Source organism: Vibrio sp. SS-MA-C1-2 (assembly GCF_021513135.1).
Classification (GTDB): domain Bacteria; phylum Pseudomonadota; class Gammaproteobacteria; order Enterobacterales; family Vibrionaceae.
On the sequence record NZ_CP090981.1, the window covers coordinates 499,812 to 518,829 of the forward strand.

The following is a 19,018-nucleotide window of genomic DNA, read 5'->3' on the forward strand; positions in this document are numbered from 1 at the left end:
CAACCGATACTCAAAATCATTGTAGCCGTGACTGTTATAAATCTAGCCTAATCACTCCAAGCAGGAAGAGTAAAAAATTAAAAGAGGGCACAAACCGATATACCGATAAATATCACCATACCTACATAATTATTATTTAAAAAGGCACGGAAACAAGCATTTCGTTCTCTACGCTGAATCAACATCTGTTGATATACAAATAACCCAGCAGCAATTAACAATGTCCAGTAATAGAAGGTACCCAGTGCCATCATATAACCAATTAACACTAAGATAATTAACGTTAAAAACTGTAAAATACCGACGACCATTTTATCTCTGCGACCAAAAAGGATTGCCGTTGATTTAATCCCTATTTTTAGGTCATCATCACGATCGACCATCGCATATAACGTGTCATAAGCAATCGTCCACAACACATTCGCTAACAGCAAAAGCCATGCAACAGGCGGTAATGAATTCGCTTCAGCAGCAAATGCCATCGGAATCGACCAGCCAAACGCCAAACCTAACACTAATTGCGGCATATGAGTAATGCGCTTCATAAAGGGATAACAAAACGCTAATCCCAGCGCAATCACTGAAAGATAGATAGTTAACGTATTCAATTGTAAAACCAATACAAACGCTAAGACAACTAAAGCGAAAAATAGCAGTAGTGCCTCTTTCGGTGAAACCAATCCAGAGGGAATAGGTCTTTGAGCGGTTCGTTTTACATGACCATCAAAATTACGGTCAGCATAATCATTAATCACACATCCAGCCGAGCGCATGACAATGACGCCAAGAGTGAAAATAATGACATTTTTCCAATCTGGGTGCTCTCCAGCCGCTAAAAACAGTGCCCATAGTGTCGGCCAAAGTAGTAAAAGACTACCAATAGGTCGATCCATTCTGGTCAATTGTAAATAAGCTCTCGCTTTAGTCATGACCATTCATTATCTCCTGTCCCATTTGTTGATTATCCTTTTCGTAAATCGGTGCATGAGGTAAAAAGAGTTCCGCCACTAACATGGGTTTATTATTAATCCATAATCTTGAGCGACGAGCCCACAATTTTTTATTCGAGGTAGGGTCTGGGAGGATCGTAGCAACTTCAATCTCATCTCGACGAGCAGTACTATGAGAAAATATTCTCAATCCCAATAAATTATCACCTAAGTCCAAAATATCTTGTTCATCATTGGTGAGAGTTGCGTGGGGAATTAATGTTCGAGCAATGACCCAAGGCTTTTTATCACCAGAAATCACCACTTCTCGTACAAGACAACTGACATTTCCGAGCCAAGCCTGATCATTAGGTGCAAGATGCTCAACAGATTGTTGATTGATAACTTTAACATCTAAATGTTGACAGTGCTTTTGTAAACGAAGAGAAAGGGAGGTCGAGTCTAATAACCAATCGGAGAGTATTGCAGACTCAATAGAGCTATCTTGAGCTGAACACCAAAGTGCTTGTTCTAAGTGCTCAAAGTTTAATAATTTGGTTCTATTCATGGTAACAATACAATCTCTAGCAACGAAAATTGTCACTAGTTGTTAAAACTAGCCACATAACTGCTATCTATTGTATCAAGCTTGGAGAATAAGAAAATCATCGATTATCTTATTCTCCACAATTAAATAAAAATTTTGATTCTTTAATTAGCTGGCAAGTTGCAGTGCATTGACTCTTTCGTCGATATAACGATTAACTTCAGCAATCTCTTGCTCTGTTAAATAGAGACCTAACTTGCTGCGACGCCACAATAAATCATCACCACAAGTGACAAATTCAGAATCAATAAGGTAATCAATTTCACGACTAAAACAGTGTTCGCTGAATGGACGACCCATCTCACTAACTTGCTCAGAAACAATATCCCAAACACGGCTACCGTAATTTGTGACCAATCGAGTGGCCATTGAGGAGGAAATCCAAGAACATTTATTGACCACATCTAGAATCAACTGACCTCGAGAACTTGTAAAGTCTCCACCTGGAAGCGGTTTTTCAGCAGTCCAAGGTTGTCCCATTTCTGGGAAATGAGGCGCAAGCTTCTTCATCGCAGATTCCGCAAGTTTTCGATAAGTAGTTAGCTTGCCACCAAAAATAGACAGAATAGGTGCACCGCTCTCATCTAACTCTAAGGTATAATCACGGGTAACTGCTTGTGCTGAACTTGATTCATCATCACACAACGGACGAACACCACTGTAATTCCAAACAATATCAGAAAGTTGTAACTGTTTCTTAAAGTACTGATTATAAATGTCTAATAAATATGCTTGCTCTTGATCATCAATAGTAACCTCTCTTGGGTCACCTTTATACTCGACATCGGTTGTACCAATAATCGAGAACTTATCCATATAAGGAATAACAAAAACAATACGATTATCCGCATTTTGCAGAATATAAGCTTGGGGTTCAGCATGGACTTTTGGAACTACAATGTGCGAACCTTTGACTAAACGAATATTACGCGGCGATTCTAATTCAAGTGAACTATCAAAGAATTCTTTAACCCAAGGGCCGGCAGCGTTAACCAATGCTTTAGATTGACGAACAAAAACCTTACCCGTACGTTGATCCTTAATCGTTACATGCCAGATACCTTCTTTTTGTACGGCATCTTCGACTTTACAATAGTTACGAACTTCAGCACCTTGCTCCGCACAGCTAATCAGATTTAAGATCACTAAACGTGCATCATCAACCCAACAATCTGAATACTCAAACCCTTTAACAATTTCAGGCTTTAATACAGACTCAGCACCGAAACGTAACCCTTTACTTGAAGGTAAGCTTGCACGTTTTGCTAAATTATCATAAAGAAAAAGACCGGCACGAATCATCCATGCAGGACGAAGATGAGACTGGTGTGGAAGACGGAAACGTAACGGGTGGGCAATATGAGGTGCTTTTTTTAATAACACTTCGCGCTCAGCCAATGCTTCACCGACTAAACGGAACTCATAATGCTCTAAATAACGCAGACCACCATGAATAAGCTTTGAACTTGCCGATGAAGTCGCGCTTGCAAAGTCATTCGCATCATAGATACCAACACTCAAACCACGACCAGCAGCATCAGCAGCAATACCTGCACCGTTAATACCACCACCAACAATAATCAAATCTAAGATGTTATTTTGTTCCATCATTCCACCAGAAAAATGTTCGAATGCTCAATAAAAGCGTTATAACGAACATAATAGCTGATGATTTCGAAAATAACATCTTTTTTCAACTAAATTATGTGAATTTATTGTGACGCAGTATGCATTGTAGTGAATAGATTTACTCGTAATAAGGTTTATCCCCGTTTGATAGGAAATATTGAACCTAATTTATTCAATAATAAAAATTGGCGAGAAAAGATTAAATAAATAGAAAAGAATAAAGGAATAAACTTAAAATAATTAGAGTGGCTAGTAGGCGACAAGTGAATGAGTCCCCCATAAGTATAGATGCACTATACCCAAAGTAATTGGAGTTGCTAGTAGGCGACAAGTGAATGAGATCCCATGAGTATAAATGTTCTATATGATTGGGGCGAATGAATGCTGTCAACAACCTAGCAGCTTCAAGTAAGAAGGGGATATATGATTGGACGAACAAATAGAGCCAACAATCGATATTGAATATCTAAAATGTTAGCCCAATATTTAATTAACAATCACTAACTTCATATCACTGTCATCGACGATACTGGCTAATGACTCAGGTAGTTCATTATCAGTAAATAACATATCTAATTCAGTTATAGAGCCTAAATTTACCATTGCATTTCGACCAAATTTAGTATGATCAACACCTAACATGACACAACGACTGTTTTCAATAATAGCTTGTTTAATGCGAACTTCATGATAATCAAAATCTAGCAGTGAGCCATCAAAATCAATACCACTAATACCAAGTACACCAAAATCCAAACGGAATTGAGAGATAAAATCTAAGGTTGCTTCTCCAAAAATACCACCGTCTTTATTTCTCACTTCCCCACCAGCAACAATCACTTTAAAATCATCTTTACTAGAAAGAATATTGGCAACATTTAGGTTATTGGTGACGACACGCAGTCCTTTATGATCAAGCAGTGCCCTAGCAACGGCTTCTGGCGTTGTACCAATATCAATAAATAGTGTTGCTCCATCAGGAATATAACTCGCCATCGATTGAGCAATATTATCTTTTTCAGCTAACTGCATTCCTTTTCGGTCATGATAAGAGGTATTAACCGAACTAGAGGGAAGCGTCGCGCCACCATGATGACGACGAATTAAGTTATCTTCAGCCAGCTCATTAAGATCGCGACGAATCGTTTGTGGACTAACTTGAAAGTGTTCCACCAAGCTTTCTGTATTCACATAACCATGACTTTTAACCAGGTCAATAATTTCTTGATGACGCTTATTCTGTTTCATTTAAACTTGCCTTCCGAGTAATCTAAATGCTTAGTTAATTTTATTTTTTTGATGACGCACACTATCAAATAATGCGATTAAACAACCAGTAACTAGCCCACCAAGATGCGCCATATTTGCGAAAGAGTAATCTAATGGCTGCATAAAACCAAAGACTAGCCAAAATAGCATAAATCCAGCATAGGCATTAGGAAGAAAAATCCCACGTTCTGGTGCTCTCTTTCCTAATAACCACATATATCCCATTAATGCATACACAACACCAGATAAGCCACCAAAATTCACACCACTAATCCAATATTGCGCAAAGCCTGAAATTAAAGAGGAGAGTAAAAAGAGTTGAATCAGTTTACTGCTACCTAACTGCTGTTCAATCTTCCCACCTAAGAACCACCACCATAATCCATTAAACACAATATGCATTAAAGAGAAGTGGAGAAGAGAATGGGTAAACAGACGCCACACTTGCCATTTTTGCTCTGCAAGTGAAGGAAAATGTAGGGCTGAAAAAATCGGATCTGCAAACCCTAACCACCATAATCCATAGATCCCAAAAGCCGCTATCAAGATAAAGATCGTAAAAGGTCCAGCTTGGCTGGTGACCATTTTTGTTAACTTTTGATCACCATAATTAAATTTTGCAGTACGGGACTCAGCAAGATCCCAAGAAGCGGCTTGATACTTTTTATCGTAAGGTTTAGCGAGAAACTGTTCTAATTCTGCTTTAACTTCGACAAGATATTGATCATCACTGAGCCAAATGGCAATCCCTTCACTTTCAGCTGCCATATCGAGTTTTATGCCGCGAGAGGCCATGTAATCAATAAATGCTTGAGCGATTCGAGGATTATTTAACACAATGATACGTTGCATAGCTTACTCCGAAGTGACAAAAGGGTATCCGCGACGCCAAGCTTCAAAACCACCATCAAGGCTATAAACGGTTTCATACCCTTGGTTAATCAAATACTGAGCTGCGCCTTGGCTGCTATGACCATGATAACACATCACAATCACCGGTTGTTCAAAGTCCACTTCATTGATGAAGTCGATCATCGTTTCATTGGTTAAATGGAAAGCCGATTCTGGATGACCAGCTTTAAAGCTATTTGGATCTCGAATATCGACAAGAACAGCGCCAAGCTCACTCTCTTTTAGTAATTTCACTGCATCTTCAGCTGAAATATGCTCAAATTGATCCATATTATTTTTCTCCTATTTTAACTCGATCCAACAACTGTACACTTATTAGCCAGCTGTGGAAAAATCTGTGAATTGCGTTAATAAGCGATGATCCTTAATTAGGATCCACCATATATAGTAAGGATCTATGCATATCCTGTGGATAAGGATCTTTTTTTTGGTAATAACTCCATTATGATCAATTATCATAGATAATAAAAAACCAGCATAAATGCTGGTTATCTTTAGACTCAATGTAAAATACAGTCTATTTATCACCAATCAAAATCATTTTTTAACATCTTTCATCCTCAAGCTCTGAGTTAAATTAAAGATGAAAAGATTACGATTCGATGTCACCAATGGTTAACTTCAGCTTTTTCATTGCATTCTTTTCTAGCTGGCGAATACGTTCGGCTGAAACACCAAACTTATCCGCTAACTCTTGCAACGTTGTTTTTTCACCATCGGCTAACCAACGTGAACGGATAATAAATTGGCTTCTTTCATCTAAAGATGAGATTGCATGACTGAGTCGATTCGTTGCATGGTCATCCCAATTTTCATCTTCAATGGTTGTCGCTAAATCAGAGGTTTTATCTTCAAGAAAAAGAACCGGTGCACTAACATTCTCTTGGTCATCATCATCAGTCGGCAGATCAAATACCGGATCTTGTGCTGACATTCGTGATTCCATCTCTTTAACATCATTGACGCTAACACCAAGCTGTTCCGCAACCATGTCGACTTCATCATTACTGAACCAGCCCAGACGTTTCTTCGACTTACGTAGATTAAAGAATAATTTACGCTGTGCTTTGGTGGTGGCAACTTTGACAATACGCCAGTTTTTAAGGACGTACTCATGAATCTCTGCTTTTATCCAATGAACGGCAAATGAAACTAAACGGACACCCACTTCTGGATTAAATCGCTTAACCGCTTTCATCAAGCCGATATTTCCTTCTTGAATCAGATCAGCAAGCGGTAACCCATAACCAGTATAACCACGGGCAATATGCACGACAAAACGCAGATGTGACAAAATTAAGCGTTTTGCCCCTTCAATATCCCCCTGATAAAACAGGCGTTCTGCGTACTCTTTCTCCTCTTCAGCACTTAGCATATCGAACTCATTGACCGAGCGAATATAACTATCAACACCATTAGTAGGAACCAGAGTCATTGAGTACATATCATTACTCATCCAAACCTCAATCTAAACAAAAATAAGATCCATACCGAAATATTCTTTCAAGACATTTCAATTTTAGCCGCAACAATTTACGCAAAAAAAGTAGAGTTGCAAGTAAATTGTATAAAAATGTTAGCTCTGCAGCCCAAATAACTGACGATCTATCATTAATTATAGAGCAAAAACCTTATTTTTTGATGGCCGCACTATCCCTCTATTGACTCAAGAAGACACGCCGACCAACAAAAATTAAACAGGTTCAATCTCTTTCAAATGACGAGATGATGCCATTTTAGCCGCAAACCAGCTGATAAATAACACCAATAACAGTAAAATAAGTGCCTCATCAACAGTAAATCCAATTAAAGTAAACGCATTATTATAGAGAGAGGCTAATCGAGACACCGCACTTTCTAGCACCAACGAAATTCCTAGAATAATTCCATTGGCGATAACAACACCCAGGACACCATACCAAACACCCGTATAGAGATAGGGACGTTGAATATAATTATCAGTAGCTCCCACCAGCTTCATCACTTGGATTTCATCTCGATGATTAAGTACTTGCAGCCTCAAGGTGTTACCGATGATTAGAAAGAGTGACACTACCATTAGAGATCCAAAAACAATCGCAAGGTCAGTCACTAATTTTTGAATCGCTTCTAGTCTCTGTAGCCAATCACTATCGAGTCTAACCTCATTAACACCACGTAGATCAGCAAGTTTTGCCACTAATTGCTTGGCATTGCTGCTATCTTGCCACTCAACAGAAGGAGTAATGATAAAAACTGCAGGTAATGGATTATCTTTTAATAGAAACAAGGCTTGTTCAAAACCCGCCTGAGTTCGAAACTCATTTAACCCTTCGTCAGGCGACACATAACGCAAACTGTTAACCTCTGGCCACAATTCAACTTGTTGCTTAAGCTGGTTTTCCGTTTGAGAGGAGAGGTCATTATCGAGATAAACCGTCACTTGAGTTGGAGTCTGCCACTGATCAGCAATAAAATTAATATTCTTTGCCAATAGATAAAATGTTGCTGGCAATGCAATAGATAAAGCAATCACCGAAATCGTTAAGATATTCCCTAAAGGGCGATGAAATAGCGCTTTTAATGACTGCTTTGCATGTTTGAAGTGTTGACTAAAATATCCTATCGATTGAGTCCGTGATTTACCCATTATTCACCTCAAAAAGATGTCCCTGTTGCAAATCTAATCGACGATAGTTACGACTATTAAGAAGAGAAGTATCGTGAGTTGCCAACAAAACAGTCACTCCAACTCGATTAAATTCTTCAAATAAAGTCAGTACCTGTTGTGATAGCTCGGCATCGAGATTTCCTGTCGGCTCATCTGCAATCAGAACCAACGGTTTATTAACAACGGCTCTGGCAATTCCTACCCGTTGTTGCTCGCCACCAGAAAGCTGAATCGGCAAACAGAGCGCTTTATCCAATAGACCCACTTTATCTAAAGCTGCACTGACTCGCTTTTTCACTTCACCTTCATCACTCCCTTCGACCCGAAGAGGAAGCGCGACATTGTCATAAACCGACTGATTCATCAGTAACTTATGATCTTGAAAGATGATCCCAATATGACGACGCAAAAATGGGATCTCTTTGCTCGGAATTCGAGAAATATCATGACCATTGAACATCACCGAGCCATCACTTGGTCGTTCAATCGCACAGATAAGTTTCAACAAAGTACTTTTACCGGCACCTGAGTGACCGGTCAAAAAAGCCATCTCCCCTTTCGCTAAATGGAAGTTAACTCTTTGTAGTGCCGTTGCGCCACCTCGGTAGGCTTTGCTCACTTGTTGAAACTTAATCATCCTTAGTCCTCGTCACTAAATAGTGCGTCAATAAAGTCATCGGCATTAAATGGACGTAGATCCTCAATACCCTCACCTATACCAATATAGCGAATAGGAATCGAGAATTGATCAGCTAATGCAAAAATAACTCCACCTTTTGCCGTTCCGTCTAATTTGGTTAAGGTAATTCCCGTAAGTGGAGCAACATCGTTGAAAAGTTGAGTCTGACTAATTGCATTCTGTCCCGTTCCTGCATCAATGGTTAACATCACCTCATGAGGTGCATTAATACCGCTTTTTTGCATTACACGAACAATTTTACGCAACTCTTCCATTAAATTGCTCTTATTTTGTAGACGACCCGCAGTATCCGCAATTATCACATCCACCTTACGGGCTTTTGCTGCTTCAATTGCATCAAAGATAACTGATGCACTATCAGCACCCGTATGTTGAGCGATAACTGGGATCTCATTACGTTGCCCCCATACTTGAAGCTGCTCAACTGCCGCGGCACGGAACGTATCCCCTGCGGCTAACATGACGGACTTTCCTTCACTTTGGAACTGCTTTGCTAATTTACCTATCGTGGTGGTTTTACCAACACCATTAACCCCAACCATTAAAATAACGTAAGGCTTTTTATCTGCATCGATAACTAATGGCTGTTCCACAGTACTTAAGATCTCGGCTAACTCTTCTTTAAGAAGGTCGTACAGAGCTTCACCATCTTTAAGCTGCTTTTTATTGGCTTTTTCCGTTAGGCTATCAATCACTTTAACGGTGGTATTCATCCCTACATCGGCGATTAACAGTTGCTCTTCTAGCTCTTCAAACAGATCATCATCAATTTTTTTTCCACTAAATAAGCCAAAAAACCCAGACCCAATATTGAGCTTTGTTTTCTGTAAGCCACGCTTTAATCTAGCAAAGAAGCCTCCTCGCTCTGGTTTTTCTTGCTCTTTTATCGCAGCCACAACCGGAACTTCAATCTCTTGTTCAGGTTGCATATTGTCGTTATCTGCGGCAACATTATCTGGCTCTGGCTCTGGCTCTGGCTCTGGCTCTGGCTCTGGCTCTGGCTCTGGCTCTGGCTCTGGCTCTGGCTCTGGCTCTGGCTCTGGCTCTGGCTCTGGCTCTGGCTCTGGCTCTACAGTTTTAGCATCAGCCATTGAAGTGTCAACAAGGTTATTACTTGCTGTATCACTGTTTTCTTCCGTCTTTGATGACTCTTCATCACTGTCTACAGGGAGTTGCTCTGAAGCATCTACTTGTTTTTCATCTTCATCATATTTTTCATGGCCAAAACCTAACCATGAAAATAAACCTTGTTTCTTTTTGTCTGCCATTAGCAAATCCTAACGCTTGATTGGTACAATTAAGTATATAAAAACTGGCTTATACTACCATTTTCTAGACGGTCTAAATATTTTATGACAAAACCTCGTACATTTTCTGCCCCAAAAATACAAATAAAGGGGAAAAAAGCAGGTCCTATGGGTCAAATTCGTATCATTAGCGGTCAATGGAGAGGAAGAAAACTCCCGGTCCACGATGCGCAAGGGTTAAGACCAACTACCGATAGAGTAAAAGAGACACTATTTAACTGGTTAGCCCCAGATATTCGTGGTGCTCGCTGTTTAGATCTCTTTGCCGGTAGCGGCGGTCTTGGATTTGAGGCGCTTTCTCGTTTTGCTGATTCAGTTACCTTTATTGAAAAAGATAAACAAGCAGCGAATCAACTTCGTAGTAACGCTGCAGCGTTAAAATCAACGGCTGCAGAGATTATTCATACAGATACACTAGCGTTACTGAGCCAACCTTGCTCAAACCCTTATGACATTATATTTATTGATCCTCCATTTCGAAAGGATCTCCTTGATCAGGTTATCGAATTATTAGAGAAGAATCACTATTTATCCCAAGATACCCTGATTTATATTGAAGCAGAAAAAGAGTTAGGGGAAATTATTACGCCACCAAGTTGGCATTGTTATCGAGAAAAGAGCGCAGGACAGGTCGCTTTTCGTCTCTATCAAAAAGAGGAACTGTAAATGGCGATGATATTTAACTGGTTTGCCAAGGCATGTATGTTAGCGGTTTGGGTGATGGGAGGGATTAATATTTTCAATCCAATGCCAGGTGTCGCGAGTATCGCTTTTAACGCTATGCTGATATTTTTACTCTTTATTCACCTTTTGCAGCTTTGGGTGATCGACATGGCGGTAAAGTCTAAAAATCAAAAATTATCCGTGATTGAAAATATTTCGGTGGTCTTAATGGGCACATTTGCACTGCTGGATATTAAGAAAAAATATCTCTCTGAAGATCACAAATAGATAAAATCAATTCAAAAAGAAAAGAGGTCGTTATCTTATGATAATGACCTCTTTTTTTGATGATCTCAGATGCGACCAAAATAATTGATGATGGTGATTAATTGTGATGACAAATACGATTGGGATCAGATAGCAGCAACTCACCATCCTTTGTTACTTTGCCTTTACCAATAAAGAACTCAATTAATGCCTCTAAAGATAACCCTTGCTGGCTACAGGTATGGAACTCTAAATTCTCACCATGCTCACTTATCATTTTAGCTTGCAGCGCCGCTAGTGTTAAAGGCTCTTTCGCATCAATCAATGTATTTAAAACAATATGGCCATGAAGTTTCGTTGTCATTATATCTATCCTTATAAAGTTCAGTAGGCTCTCTCTATTATTCGCCTGTTCACTCAGTTCAGCAATCACAATTTTTAACTGTTTGATTTTCTAGATCAATGAATAATCAAATACCGCAATAATATCAACAAAGAGAAACATAAACAGAAAATCAGACCCAAATAGTCATGCTAGGTCATAAAAACCAGTTTAGTTTAAGCCCAGCCCTCTAAATAGAAGAAATTGACATAAAAATAACTATCAACGAAATATCGAACTTAAAAAACCACCAACACCCTGATAAATAACAATAAAAACAAGATCATGTAAACTTATTGTCACGCTTTATCAAAGAAAAAATACAATTTCCCTATCAGAAATCACTATCTTATGATGTTTTTTTGTTCATTCTCAATAAGTTAAGGCAAAAGTCACAACAAAAAAAGCTATAAAACCAATTCAAACAACAAATAAAAGACCAAAAAGGCAAAAATAATATTAAAATATTTTATTAACAAAAATAAAACATAAAATGAAGAGAGATAATGATTTAAATCGATTATAAACAACAACTTATCAGGTAAAACCCATTGGGAACACTTGCATACCCGATGGGAAAAAATAAAACAAGAAGTAAACTATGTCATAGAACAGTAAAAAAAGGCCATATAAATGTTTTTTTTGCTATTTTTCTCGTTCTAGACTTGCGTAATAGCCAAAAACAGTGCTATTCTACTTGTCAAGCGATGATGTTTAACAAAGGAGCAACGTTATGATGAGTTCATCACAAAAACAGGGATTAATGATGATAGCAGTAGTATTTGGCCTAATGACGTTGCCAATGATTTACTAAATCTCACCCAATAAATACAAAAAAAGACGCTATTTCAGCGTCTTTTTTTGTTTCTGAAGGAAAATATAAGTTTATCGCTAACTAAAACTAATCAAGTGCCAATGCTGAATATAGAACCAAAGTCCAACCAAAGAGAGGCTAACAACTAACCAAAACACCACTCGCCAGATTAATCGTTCAGCTCTTGGTGTTAAAATATTTTCACAATAATCACAAGCTGCTATAAATTGCTTTCTATTGTCTAATTGATAGCCATCTTGGTGAACAACTTTATTTCTGACACTCGCAATAAAGCGTAATTTACCAATAACATCATGGGGTAACCTTTTTTCACAACTGTTAATTAACTGATGTAACCCTTTTCCTTTTGCATGGTAATGCTCTTTCAATAAAAATTCTAAATGACGCGTTTTCGTCACAACCATCTCTATTTCAGCCATCCAATCTCCTTCAGTGTTGTTTGATATAACTTATTAAAAATAACGTTATTTATCGCACTTTTAAACAGAGTAGAGCATATTTATTTTTGTTACTCTTCTTGCTGTCTCAAAAAAGAAAAATGAAAATATTCTTTTTTTAACTTAAGTATCGTTTTTATCTCATGATATCCTGTATATACCTAAAGTAATTGGAATTGCTAGTAGGTGGCAAGTTAGTCAAAGATCATGAGTATAGATGCACGATATGATTGAGGTGAAAAGCGTAGCCAACAACCTAGCAGCTTCAAGTATGAAAGGTATATACGGTAGATATAATCATGTTTAGAGCCACGCTCTGCTCAACAAAAAACGATGAAGTGATATTATGACCCAACTATCTAAAGAAGAGAGCTTTCAGCAAACGATAAACACCACCATTGCAACCTGCTGGAACCAACGCCAAACCGGAATATTTCACGGTATTGAAAGTAAAAAAATATCTTGGATGAGCTTAACCGGTTTTAATAACCAACAAGCGGTTATTATCGTTAATGGTAGAGTGGAAACAACGGAAAAATATCAAGAGTTAGCCTATGAGTTAACGAGTGCAGGTTATGATGTTTTCAGCTTAGATCATCGTGGACAAGGTCTCTCTGAGCGTTTAGATCAGAATAGTGAATTAGGGCATGTCGAACAATTTGATAATTATGTTGAAGATCTAAGAAAATTTTTTGACGAGATTATCTTACCCAAAAAATATCAGCAACATTTTATTATTGCACACTCAATGGGTGGCGCTGTCTCTTCTCTATTAATGGCAAAATACCCAACATTAATTGATGCTGCAGCTCTTTGTTCTCCGATGCATGGCATAAAATTACCTCCTTTTACTTCTCTAGGGGTTGAGCTATTAAGCAAAACACTCGCTAACTATATCCAACCAACGTACGCCTTTGGTCAGCAGGGTTACCACAAGAAACCATTTTCAGAAAACCAGCTAACTCATAGCCAAACTCGTTATCAGTGGATGTTAGACCTCTATGATCAATACCCTAACACACGCTTAGGTGGACCAAGTTTCCGATGGATATGGCAAGGAATAGAAGCAGGAAAAAGTTGCCTGAACTCAGCAAAGCAGATAAAAACCCCTCTATTACTACTACAAGCTGGCGGTGATCAAATTGTTGATAATTTAGCTCAAAAGCAATTCCAAAAAAATATCAATGCCGCTCAAGGTCAATGTGAGCTTAAGGTTATTCCAGAAGCCAAACATGAACTTTTAATAGAAGCAGATAAGTACCGAATTCCTGCAGTAGAGGCTATCTTAACGTTTTTAGAACAACAAAAAATAACGCCATAATCAAGATTCCTAAAATAATTGGAGTGGCTAGTAGTTAAAATAGATTCAACCATTACGACTATAAATCTAGCCACTTTAAGAATATTTAATATTAATCAAAGGATGAAAATTAATATGTACAAAGTTGTCGCTTCAGATATGGACGGAACATTACTCACGTCAGAACATAAAATTGCGCCTTTTAGTCAATCGGTTTTACAACAACTCCATCAGCAAGAGATTGATTTTATCTTTGCGACAGGTCGTCACCATATTGACGTTCTCTGTTATCAACAGCAGATTGCAATTCCAAATTACATGGTGACCTCTAATGGCGCAAGAATACATGATCCACAAGGCCAAGAGATCTATGCTAAAAACCTTGATCCAGAGATTATTATAAAACTGATTAACCTTGTCAGTTCGGATCCAAATATCACCATTCATCTCTACTCAAGCCATCACTGGTACATAAACAGAACGATTGATAAGTTTGAAGACTTCCATAATACCTCTGGGTTTAACCCTGAAGTTTTTGATATCAACAATCCACCCGTCGAGAATATTGCAAAAGTATTCCTGATTGAAGAGAATCTCGATGACCAATATCTAATCCCATGGGAAGAGAAAATTGAACAGTTATTTGGTCAACGAATTCAACTGACATTCTCAATGCCATCATGCTTAGAAATTATGGCTGAGGGTGTTTCAAAAGGCGCTGCATTACAACGTATTTGTGAATTAGAACAACTTTCACTCGAGGATATAATTGCTTTTGGTGATGGTATGAATGATATTGAGATGTTGGAGGAAGTTGGTAAAGGGTTGATTATGGGAACAGCCTCAGATCGCGTTAAAGCTACGCTACCAAACCATGAAGTGATCGGTTCCAATAATGAAGAAGCGGTCGCTCACTATCTTAATGATAATCTGCTTATCCCATTACAAAAAAACAGATCGAACTAATCACTCAAAACCTTGCCTAACCCCAAGATAAAAAAGTAATAAATCAGAACTAAACCATCCCTAACTTAGGAGAAAAAACGTGGCTTCAACTTCACAGACTGTTAGCTTAGGGATGATTATTCTTCTCTTGGCGGGGTGTTCATCGTCTTCAAATCAACAGCAACAAACTCAAGCTAATCACATATCTAACCAAGCAATACCCCTGACATTAAGCGGTCATATCCATATCGATAGCTTACAGGCCTATTTTCAACCTTGTGATAGCGACACTCATTATGGTTTGCAATTAACAGAGGCTCAACAAGAACACTTACGCCAACGAATCAATACTACAATGGGCTCAGCTCCAGAAATATACACCGAACTCATTGGCGACTTTACACCGAGTAAAAATAACCATTATGTCGCTGCCATCAACGTTAAACACTTTAACTGGTTATCTAACCGCGAGAATCGTGGCTGTCAGCGTCCATTACATAACTTTAAAGCCTTTGGTAATGAACCGTTTTGGTCATTAGTGAATGATAATCAACAAACGCTTTCCCTCAAATTATTAGGGGAAAAAAGTCAACCATTTGAATTATCAGAAAAATTAGATTTAAACAGGGTTGAGCCATTAACGCCTATCACAATCAAAGCAGATGATCTTACCGTTCAGCTAGATGCAAAAGCCTGTTTTGATCCCATGAGTGGCGATCAATACCGCTGGCAAACTGTGGTAACCGTCGATGATAAACGCTTTGCTGGTTGTGCGATGCCAAGTAACCAAGATTTTAGCCAAAAATGGGTAGGTAAATATTTTCAACAACAAAATCCACAGCAAAAAGAGAATGTATTTACCACACTAGAGTTGAAAGCGGATCATACTGCCGTTACCACTTATAACTATGCTGATAATAGTCAATCAGTGGTTGAACATGGTGTTTGGCAACAGTTAACTACCAATAAAATTTCTTTACTAACAACTAGCTACCGTAATATAGATTTTGTTAGTGAACGCTTATTTACTATCAATGGTAAAACACTTTCAACGCTGCATGAAACTATCAATGGCAAACAATACCCTATAGCCAATGGTGGATTGCAATTGGTTGCGCCGGAATAAAGCACCTTAAAAATCAACTTAAAATCACCTTAAAAATATGCCACACTGGAGAGAAGAAAAATTAAAAAGTTAGCGAACTCTCTATGTCTTGTCTCCGTTGTGGTTTAACCGAATACTGTATCTGCGATGTTGAACCACAAATATCCAGTAATATCACTTTTGCTCTACTTACCCATGAGCGTGAACCGAAAAAACTCACCAATACTGGGCGTTTAATTCAACGTACAATTTCAGAATCTCACACCTTTATCTGGCAAAGAAAAACACCAGCTCCACAACTATTAGCGTTGATAAATAATCCAAACTATCAGCCTTTTTTGCTCTTTCCCGATCCTGATGCCAAGTTATTATCAGCATCGACACTTTCACTAACCTCGACAGAAGCCACTCTCGATCAGAACAAAAAACCATTATTCATTATTTTAGATGGTACATGGCAAGAGGCGAGAAAAATGGTCAGAAAGAGTCAATGGCTTTCTCATGTAACAAAAATAACGATTGAGCCATCGATCAAATCAATATACTCATTAAGAAGAAATCAACAGGACGGCAATCTTTGTACGTGCGAAGTGGCAGTAGAATTACTAAAAATAACCCAACAACCTAAAGCTGCTGAGCAGTTAATGGATTATTTTTCACAATTTATAATTAGCTATAAACAGGACAAGGGCCAGCCTATAGACTGTTAGCCATTAAATCATAAAAAAAGCCTATTGATGTTAGTAATCACTTACCATCAATAAGCTTTTAAATCATAAACTTAGCATAAAGACGCATTATTTTTTAAACATTATTTCTTAAACATCGCCGCTCTTAAGTTAGCAATGTGGCTTTTTCCGCTCTCCATTCGCTGCTCTGCTGTCTGTTTTGGCTTTTGACGTTCCCAATTAAGATCATCTTGTGGCAGTTCTTCTAAAAATCGGCTTGGCTCAGGTTTAATTAATTCACCGAACTGACGACGCTCACGGCAGAGAGTAAACACTAACTCTTTTTGAGCACGAGTAATACCGACATAAGCGAGACGACGCTCCTCTTCAACATTCTCTTCATCAATGCTGGTCTGGTGAGGTAATATTCCCTCCTCCATTCCGATCAGATAGACATAAGGAAACTCTAATCCTTTTGAAGCGTGTAAAGTCATTAGCTGTACTTGATCACTCTCTTCATCATCTTCACCTCGTTCCATCATATCTCGCAAAGTAAGCCGTTGAACCACCTCTTTTAAGGTTTTAACCTCTTGGTCATAATTATCACCCTCTAGATCAGCCACAATCCAACCATAGAGATCAGACACATTTTTCATCCGCATCTCAGCCGCTTTAGGACTGGTTGAGGTTTCATAAAGCCAATCTTCATAATTAATATCACGGACTAATGAGCGCACCGCATCTACCGTATCACCGCGCTCTGCATTGTCGGCTAATTCAACAATCCAACGAGTAAAACGACGAAGAGATTCTAAACCTCGACCTGACAGATGTTGTTCTAAACCAATTTCAAAGCTCGCTTCAAATAAACTTTTACCACGCATATTGGCATAACTGCCGAGCTTCTCTAAGGTCACAGGCCCTATTTCGCGTCGAGGCGTATTCACGATTCTTAAAAAAGCGTTATCATCATCAGGGTTAGTCAATACTTTCAAATAAGCCATCATGTCTTTAATCTCGACTCGAGAGAAAAAAGAGGTACCGCCAGAAATTTTATAAGGGATGCGATTTTGCATTAATGCTTTTTCAAACAGGCGAGATTGATGGTTGCCACGATAGAGGATCGCGTAATCTTTATATTGAGTTCGTCCCACAAAGTGATGAGCAATCAGCTCCCCAATCACTCTTTCTGCTTCATGCTCTTCATCTTTTGCCACCAGCACTTTTAGTTCACTGCCATCAGGAATTTCAGAAAAGAGCGTCTTCTCAAAAAGGTGGGGGTTATTAGCAATTAAAATATTAGCAGAACGCAGAATACGACTAGTCGAGCGATAATTTTGCTCTAGCTTGATCACCCGTAAACTAGGATAATCCTGTTGTAATAACATTAAGTTTTGCGGACGAGCACCACGCCATGAATAAATAGACTGATCATCATCCCCCACTACCGTAAAACGTTCACGGGCTCCCGCTATCAACTTAACCAACTCATATTGACTGGTGTTGGTATCTTGATACTCATCGACGAGTAAATATTGAATGCGCTTTTGCCAGCGTTCTCTGACTGTCTGGTTCTGTTTTAAAAGCAAGACTGGCAGCGTAATAAGATCATCAAAGTCTAATGCATTATAAGCACGCATCTGTTTATGGTATGCCGCATAACAAGCTGCAAACGTATGTTCTTGCTCTGAACTTGCGGTTGCTTTTGCTTGATCTGGGTTAAATAAGTTATTTTTCCAATTAGAGATCGTCGTCATTAATTGCCTAAGAAGATCTTTATCGTTATCTAGCTGCTCTTCGGTCAATTCTTTTAATAATGCCAACTGATCTTGATCGTCAAAAAGAGAAAAATTAGCTTTTAAAGCCAGCGCCTTATGTTCTCGTTTAATAATCTCTAAACCTAAGGTATGAAAAGTCGAGACAATCAAGCCACGAGACTCTTTTTTTCCTAAGGTTTGCCCCACACGCTCTTTCATCTCTCTTGCGGCTTTATTAGTAAACGTGACCGCTGCAATTTGACGAGGTTTATAACCACATTGCTGAACTAAGTAAGCAATTTTATTGGTGATAACACGTGTTTTACCTGAACCCGCTCCAGCCAGAACTAAACAAGGTCCTGAAATATAGTTCACAGCTTCATTTTGTCGAGGGTTAAGTCTCATAACGATCCTACTTATTATTTAATCTGGCGCTACTTACGATTAACTATTGTAAACAGATCTTATTGGCTGTCTATTCGTTAATGACATCATTTATTTTTATTATTAACACTTAAATACCAATACTGACTATAAGTTAATTATATCAATAAGATAAAATTAACTCGATGTTAAACGACACCAAAATAACCACACAAATATGCAATCTTATTTACAAATATTAAGACCTTTAGGGTTGTAGTTATAGATTTTGT

The 19,018-nt window shown here is 38.4% G+C and carries 19 protein-coding genes; 6 read left to right on the forward strand and 13 right to left on the reverse strand.

Annotated elements, in window-relative coordinates; all coding sequences use genetic code 11:
- Nucleotides 1-77: 77 nt before the first annotated feature.
- From ubiA to ftsY, 10 genes are all read right to left on the reverse strand, one after another.
- A complete protein-coding gene (gene ubiA / locus L0B53_RS06865; protein ID WP_235061403.1) occupies nt 78-935 on the reverse strand; it encodes a 4-hydroxybenzoate octaprenyltransferase in 858 nt (285 codons plus the stop codon).
- On the reverse strand, nt 922-1,497 hold the full coding sequence (locus L0B53_RS06870; protein WP_235061404.1) for a chorismate lyase: 576 nt from the start codon (nt 1,495-1,497) through the stop codon (nt 922-924). The genes ubiA and L0B53_RS06870 overlap by 14 nt, the downstream gene beginning before the upstream one ends.
- A 147-nt stretch (nt 1,498-1,644) precedes the next feature.
- The gene (glpD, locus tag L0B53_RS06875) at nt 1,645-3,147 is read right to left on the reverse strand and encodes a glycerol-3-phosphate dehydrogenase (protein WP_235061405.1); all 1,503 of its coding nucleotides are present in this window, start codon (nt 3,145-3,147) and stop codon (nt 1,645-1,647) included.
- 504 nt (nt 3,148-3,651) lie between these two features.
- Nucleotides 3,652-4,413 (reverse strand): DeoR/GlpR family transcriptional regulator, encoded by a 762-nt coding sequence (locus L0B53_RS06880; RefSeq protein WP_235061406.1) that lies wholly within the window; start codon nt 4,411-4,413, stop codon nt 3,652-3,654.
- 30 nt (nt 4,414-4,443) lie between these two features.
- Complete coding sequence (gene glpG / locus L0B53_RS06885; RefSeq protein WP_235061407.1) at nt 4,444-5,286, reverse strand: rhomboid family intramembrane serine protease GlpG; 843 nt, start codon at nt 5,284-5,286, stop codon at nt 4,444-4,446.
- Nucleotides 5,287-5,289: 3 nt separating this feature from the next.
- Nucleotides 5,290-5,616 carry a thiosulfate sulfurtransferase GlpE gene (gene glpE, locus L0B53_RS06890; protein WP_235061408.1) on the reverse strand — a complete coding sequence of 109 codons (327 nt, stop codon included), beginning with the start codon at nt 5,614-5,616 and terminating at the stop codon, nt 5,290-5,292.
- Between the two features lie 322 nt (nt 5,617-5,938).
- Nucleotides 5,939-6,802 carry an RNA polymerase sigma factor RpoH gene (gene rpoH, locus L0B53_RS06895; RefSeq protein WP_235061409.1) on the reverse strand — a complete coding sequence of 288 codons (864 nt, stop codon included), beginning with the start codon at nt 6,800-6,802 and terminating at the stop codon, nt 5,939-5,941.
- Nucleotides 6,803-7,039: 237 nt separating this feature from the next.
- Nucleotides 7,040-7,975 (reverse strand): permease-like cell division protein FtsX, encoded by a 936-nt coding sequence (gene ftsX / locus L0B53_RS06900; protein ID WP_235061410.1) that lies wholly within the window; start codon nt 7,973-7,975, stop codon nt 7,040-7,042.
- A complete protein-coding gene (gene ftsE / locus L0B53_RS06905; protein ID WP_235061411.1) occupies nt 7,968-8,633 on the reverse strand; it encodes a cell division ATP-binding protein FtsE in 666 nt (221 codons plus the stop codon). Before ftsE ends, ftsX begins: the two co-directional genes overlap by 8 nt.
- 2 nt (nt 8,634-8,635) lie before the next feature.
- The gene (gene ftsY, locus L0B53_RS06910) at nt 8,636-9,964 is read right to left on the reverse strand and encodes a signal recognition particle-docking protein FtsY (protein WP_235061412.1); all 1,329 of its coding nucleotides are present in this window, start codon (nt 9,962-9,964) and stop codon (nt 8,636-8,638) included.
- Between the two features lie 147 nt (nt 9,965-10,111).
- On the opposite strand from ftsY, the gene rsmD reads away from it, so the two are divergent.
- A complete protein-coding gene (gene rsmD, locus L0B53_RS06915; RefSeq protein WP_235061413.1) occupies nt 10,112-10,669 on the forward strand; it encodes a 16S rRNA (guanine(966)-N(2))-methyltransferase RsmD in 558 nt (185 codons plus the stop codon).
- A complete protein-coding gene (locus L0B53_RS06920; RefSeq protein WP_235061414.1) occupies nt 10,670-10,954 on the forward strand; it encodes a DUF1145 domain-containing protein in 285 nt (94 codons plus the stop codon). It begins immediately after the preceding gene.
- Between the two features lie 97 nt (nt 10,955-11,051).
- Here the strand turns inward: L0B53_RS06920 and L0B53_RS06925 are convergent, their stop codons facing one another.
- Nucleotides 11,052-11,297, reverse strand: a complete 246-nt coding sequence (locus tag L0B53_RS06925; RefSeq protein WP_235061415.1) for a YecH family metal-binding protein — start codon at nt 11,295-11,297, stop codon at nt 11,052-11,054.
- A 909-nt stretch (nt 11,298-12,206) separates the two neighbouring features.
- Nucleotides 12,207-12,569, reverse strand: a complete 363-nt coding sequence (locus L0B53_RS06930; RefSeq protein WP_235061416.1) for a DUF4145 domain-containing protein — start codon at nt 12,567-12,569, stop codon at nt 12,207-12,209.
- 364 nt (nt 12,570-12,933) lie between these two features.
- Here L0B53_RS06930 and L0B53_RS06935 point away from each other — a divergent pair, with 364 nt between their 5' ends.
- The 4 genes from L0B53_RS06935 (at nt 12,934) to L0B53_RS06950 (ending at nt 16,647) form a co-directional block, all read left to right on the forward strand.
- Nucleotides 12,934-13,908, forward strand: coding sequence for an alpha/beta fold hydrolase (locus L0B53_RS06935; RefSeq protein WP_235061417.1), 975 nt, complete (start codon nt 12,934-12,936; stop codon nt 13,906-13,908).
- A gap of 114 nt (nt 13,909-14,022) precedes the next feature.
- Nucleotides 14,023-14,853, forward strand: coding sequence for a Cof-type HAD-IIB family hydrolase (locus L0B53_RS06940; RefSeq protein WP_235061418.1), 831 nt, complete (start codon nt 14,023-14,025; stop codon nt 14,851-14,853).
- 79 nt (nt 14,854-14,932) lie between these two features.
- Nucleotides 14,933-15,958 carry a hypothetical protein gene (locus L0B53_RS06945; RefSeq protein WP_235061419.1) on the forward strand — a complete coding sequence of 342 codons (1,026 nt, stop codon included), beginning with the start codon at nt 14,933-14,935 and terminating at the stop codon, nt 15,956-15,958.
- Between the two features lie 83 nt (nt 15,959-16,041).
- Nucleotides 16,042-16,647, forward strand: coding sequence for a tRNA-uridine aminocarboxypropyltransferase (locus L0B53_RS06950; RefSeq protein ID WP_235061420.1), 606 nt, complete (start codon nt 16,042-16,044; stop codon nt 16,645-16,647).
- A gap of 101 nt (nt 16,648-16,748) precedes the next feature.
- Here the strand turns inward: L0B53_RS06950 and rep are convergent, their stop codons facing one another.
- Complete coding sequence (rep, locus tag L0B53_RS06955) at nt 16,749-18,767, reverse strand: DNA helicase Rep (RefSeq protein ID WP_235061421.1); 2,019 nt, start codon at nt 18,765-18,767, stop codon at nt 16,749-16,751.
- Between the last annotated feature and the right edge of the window lie 251 nt (nt 18,768-19,018).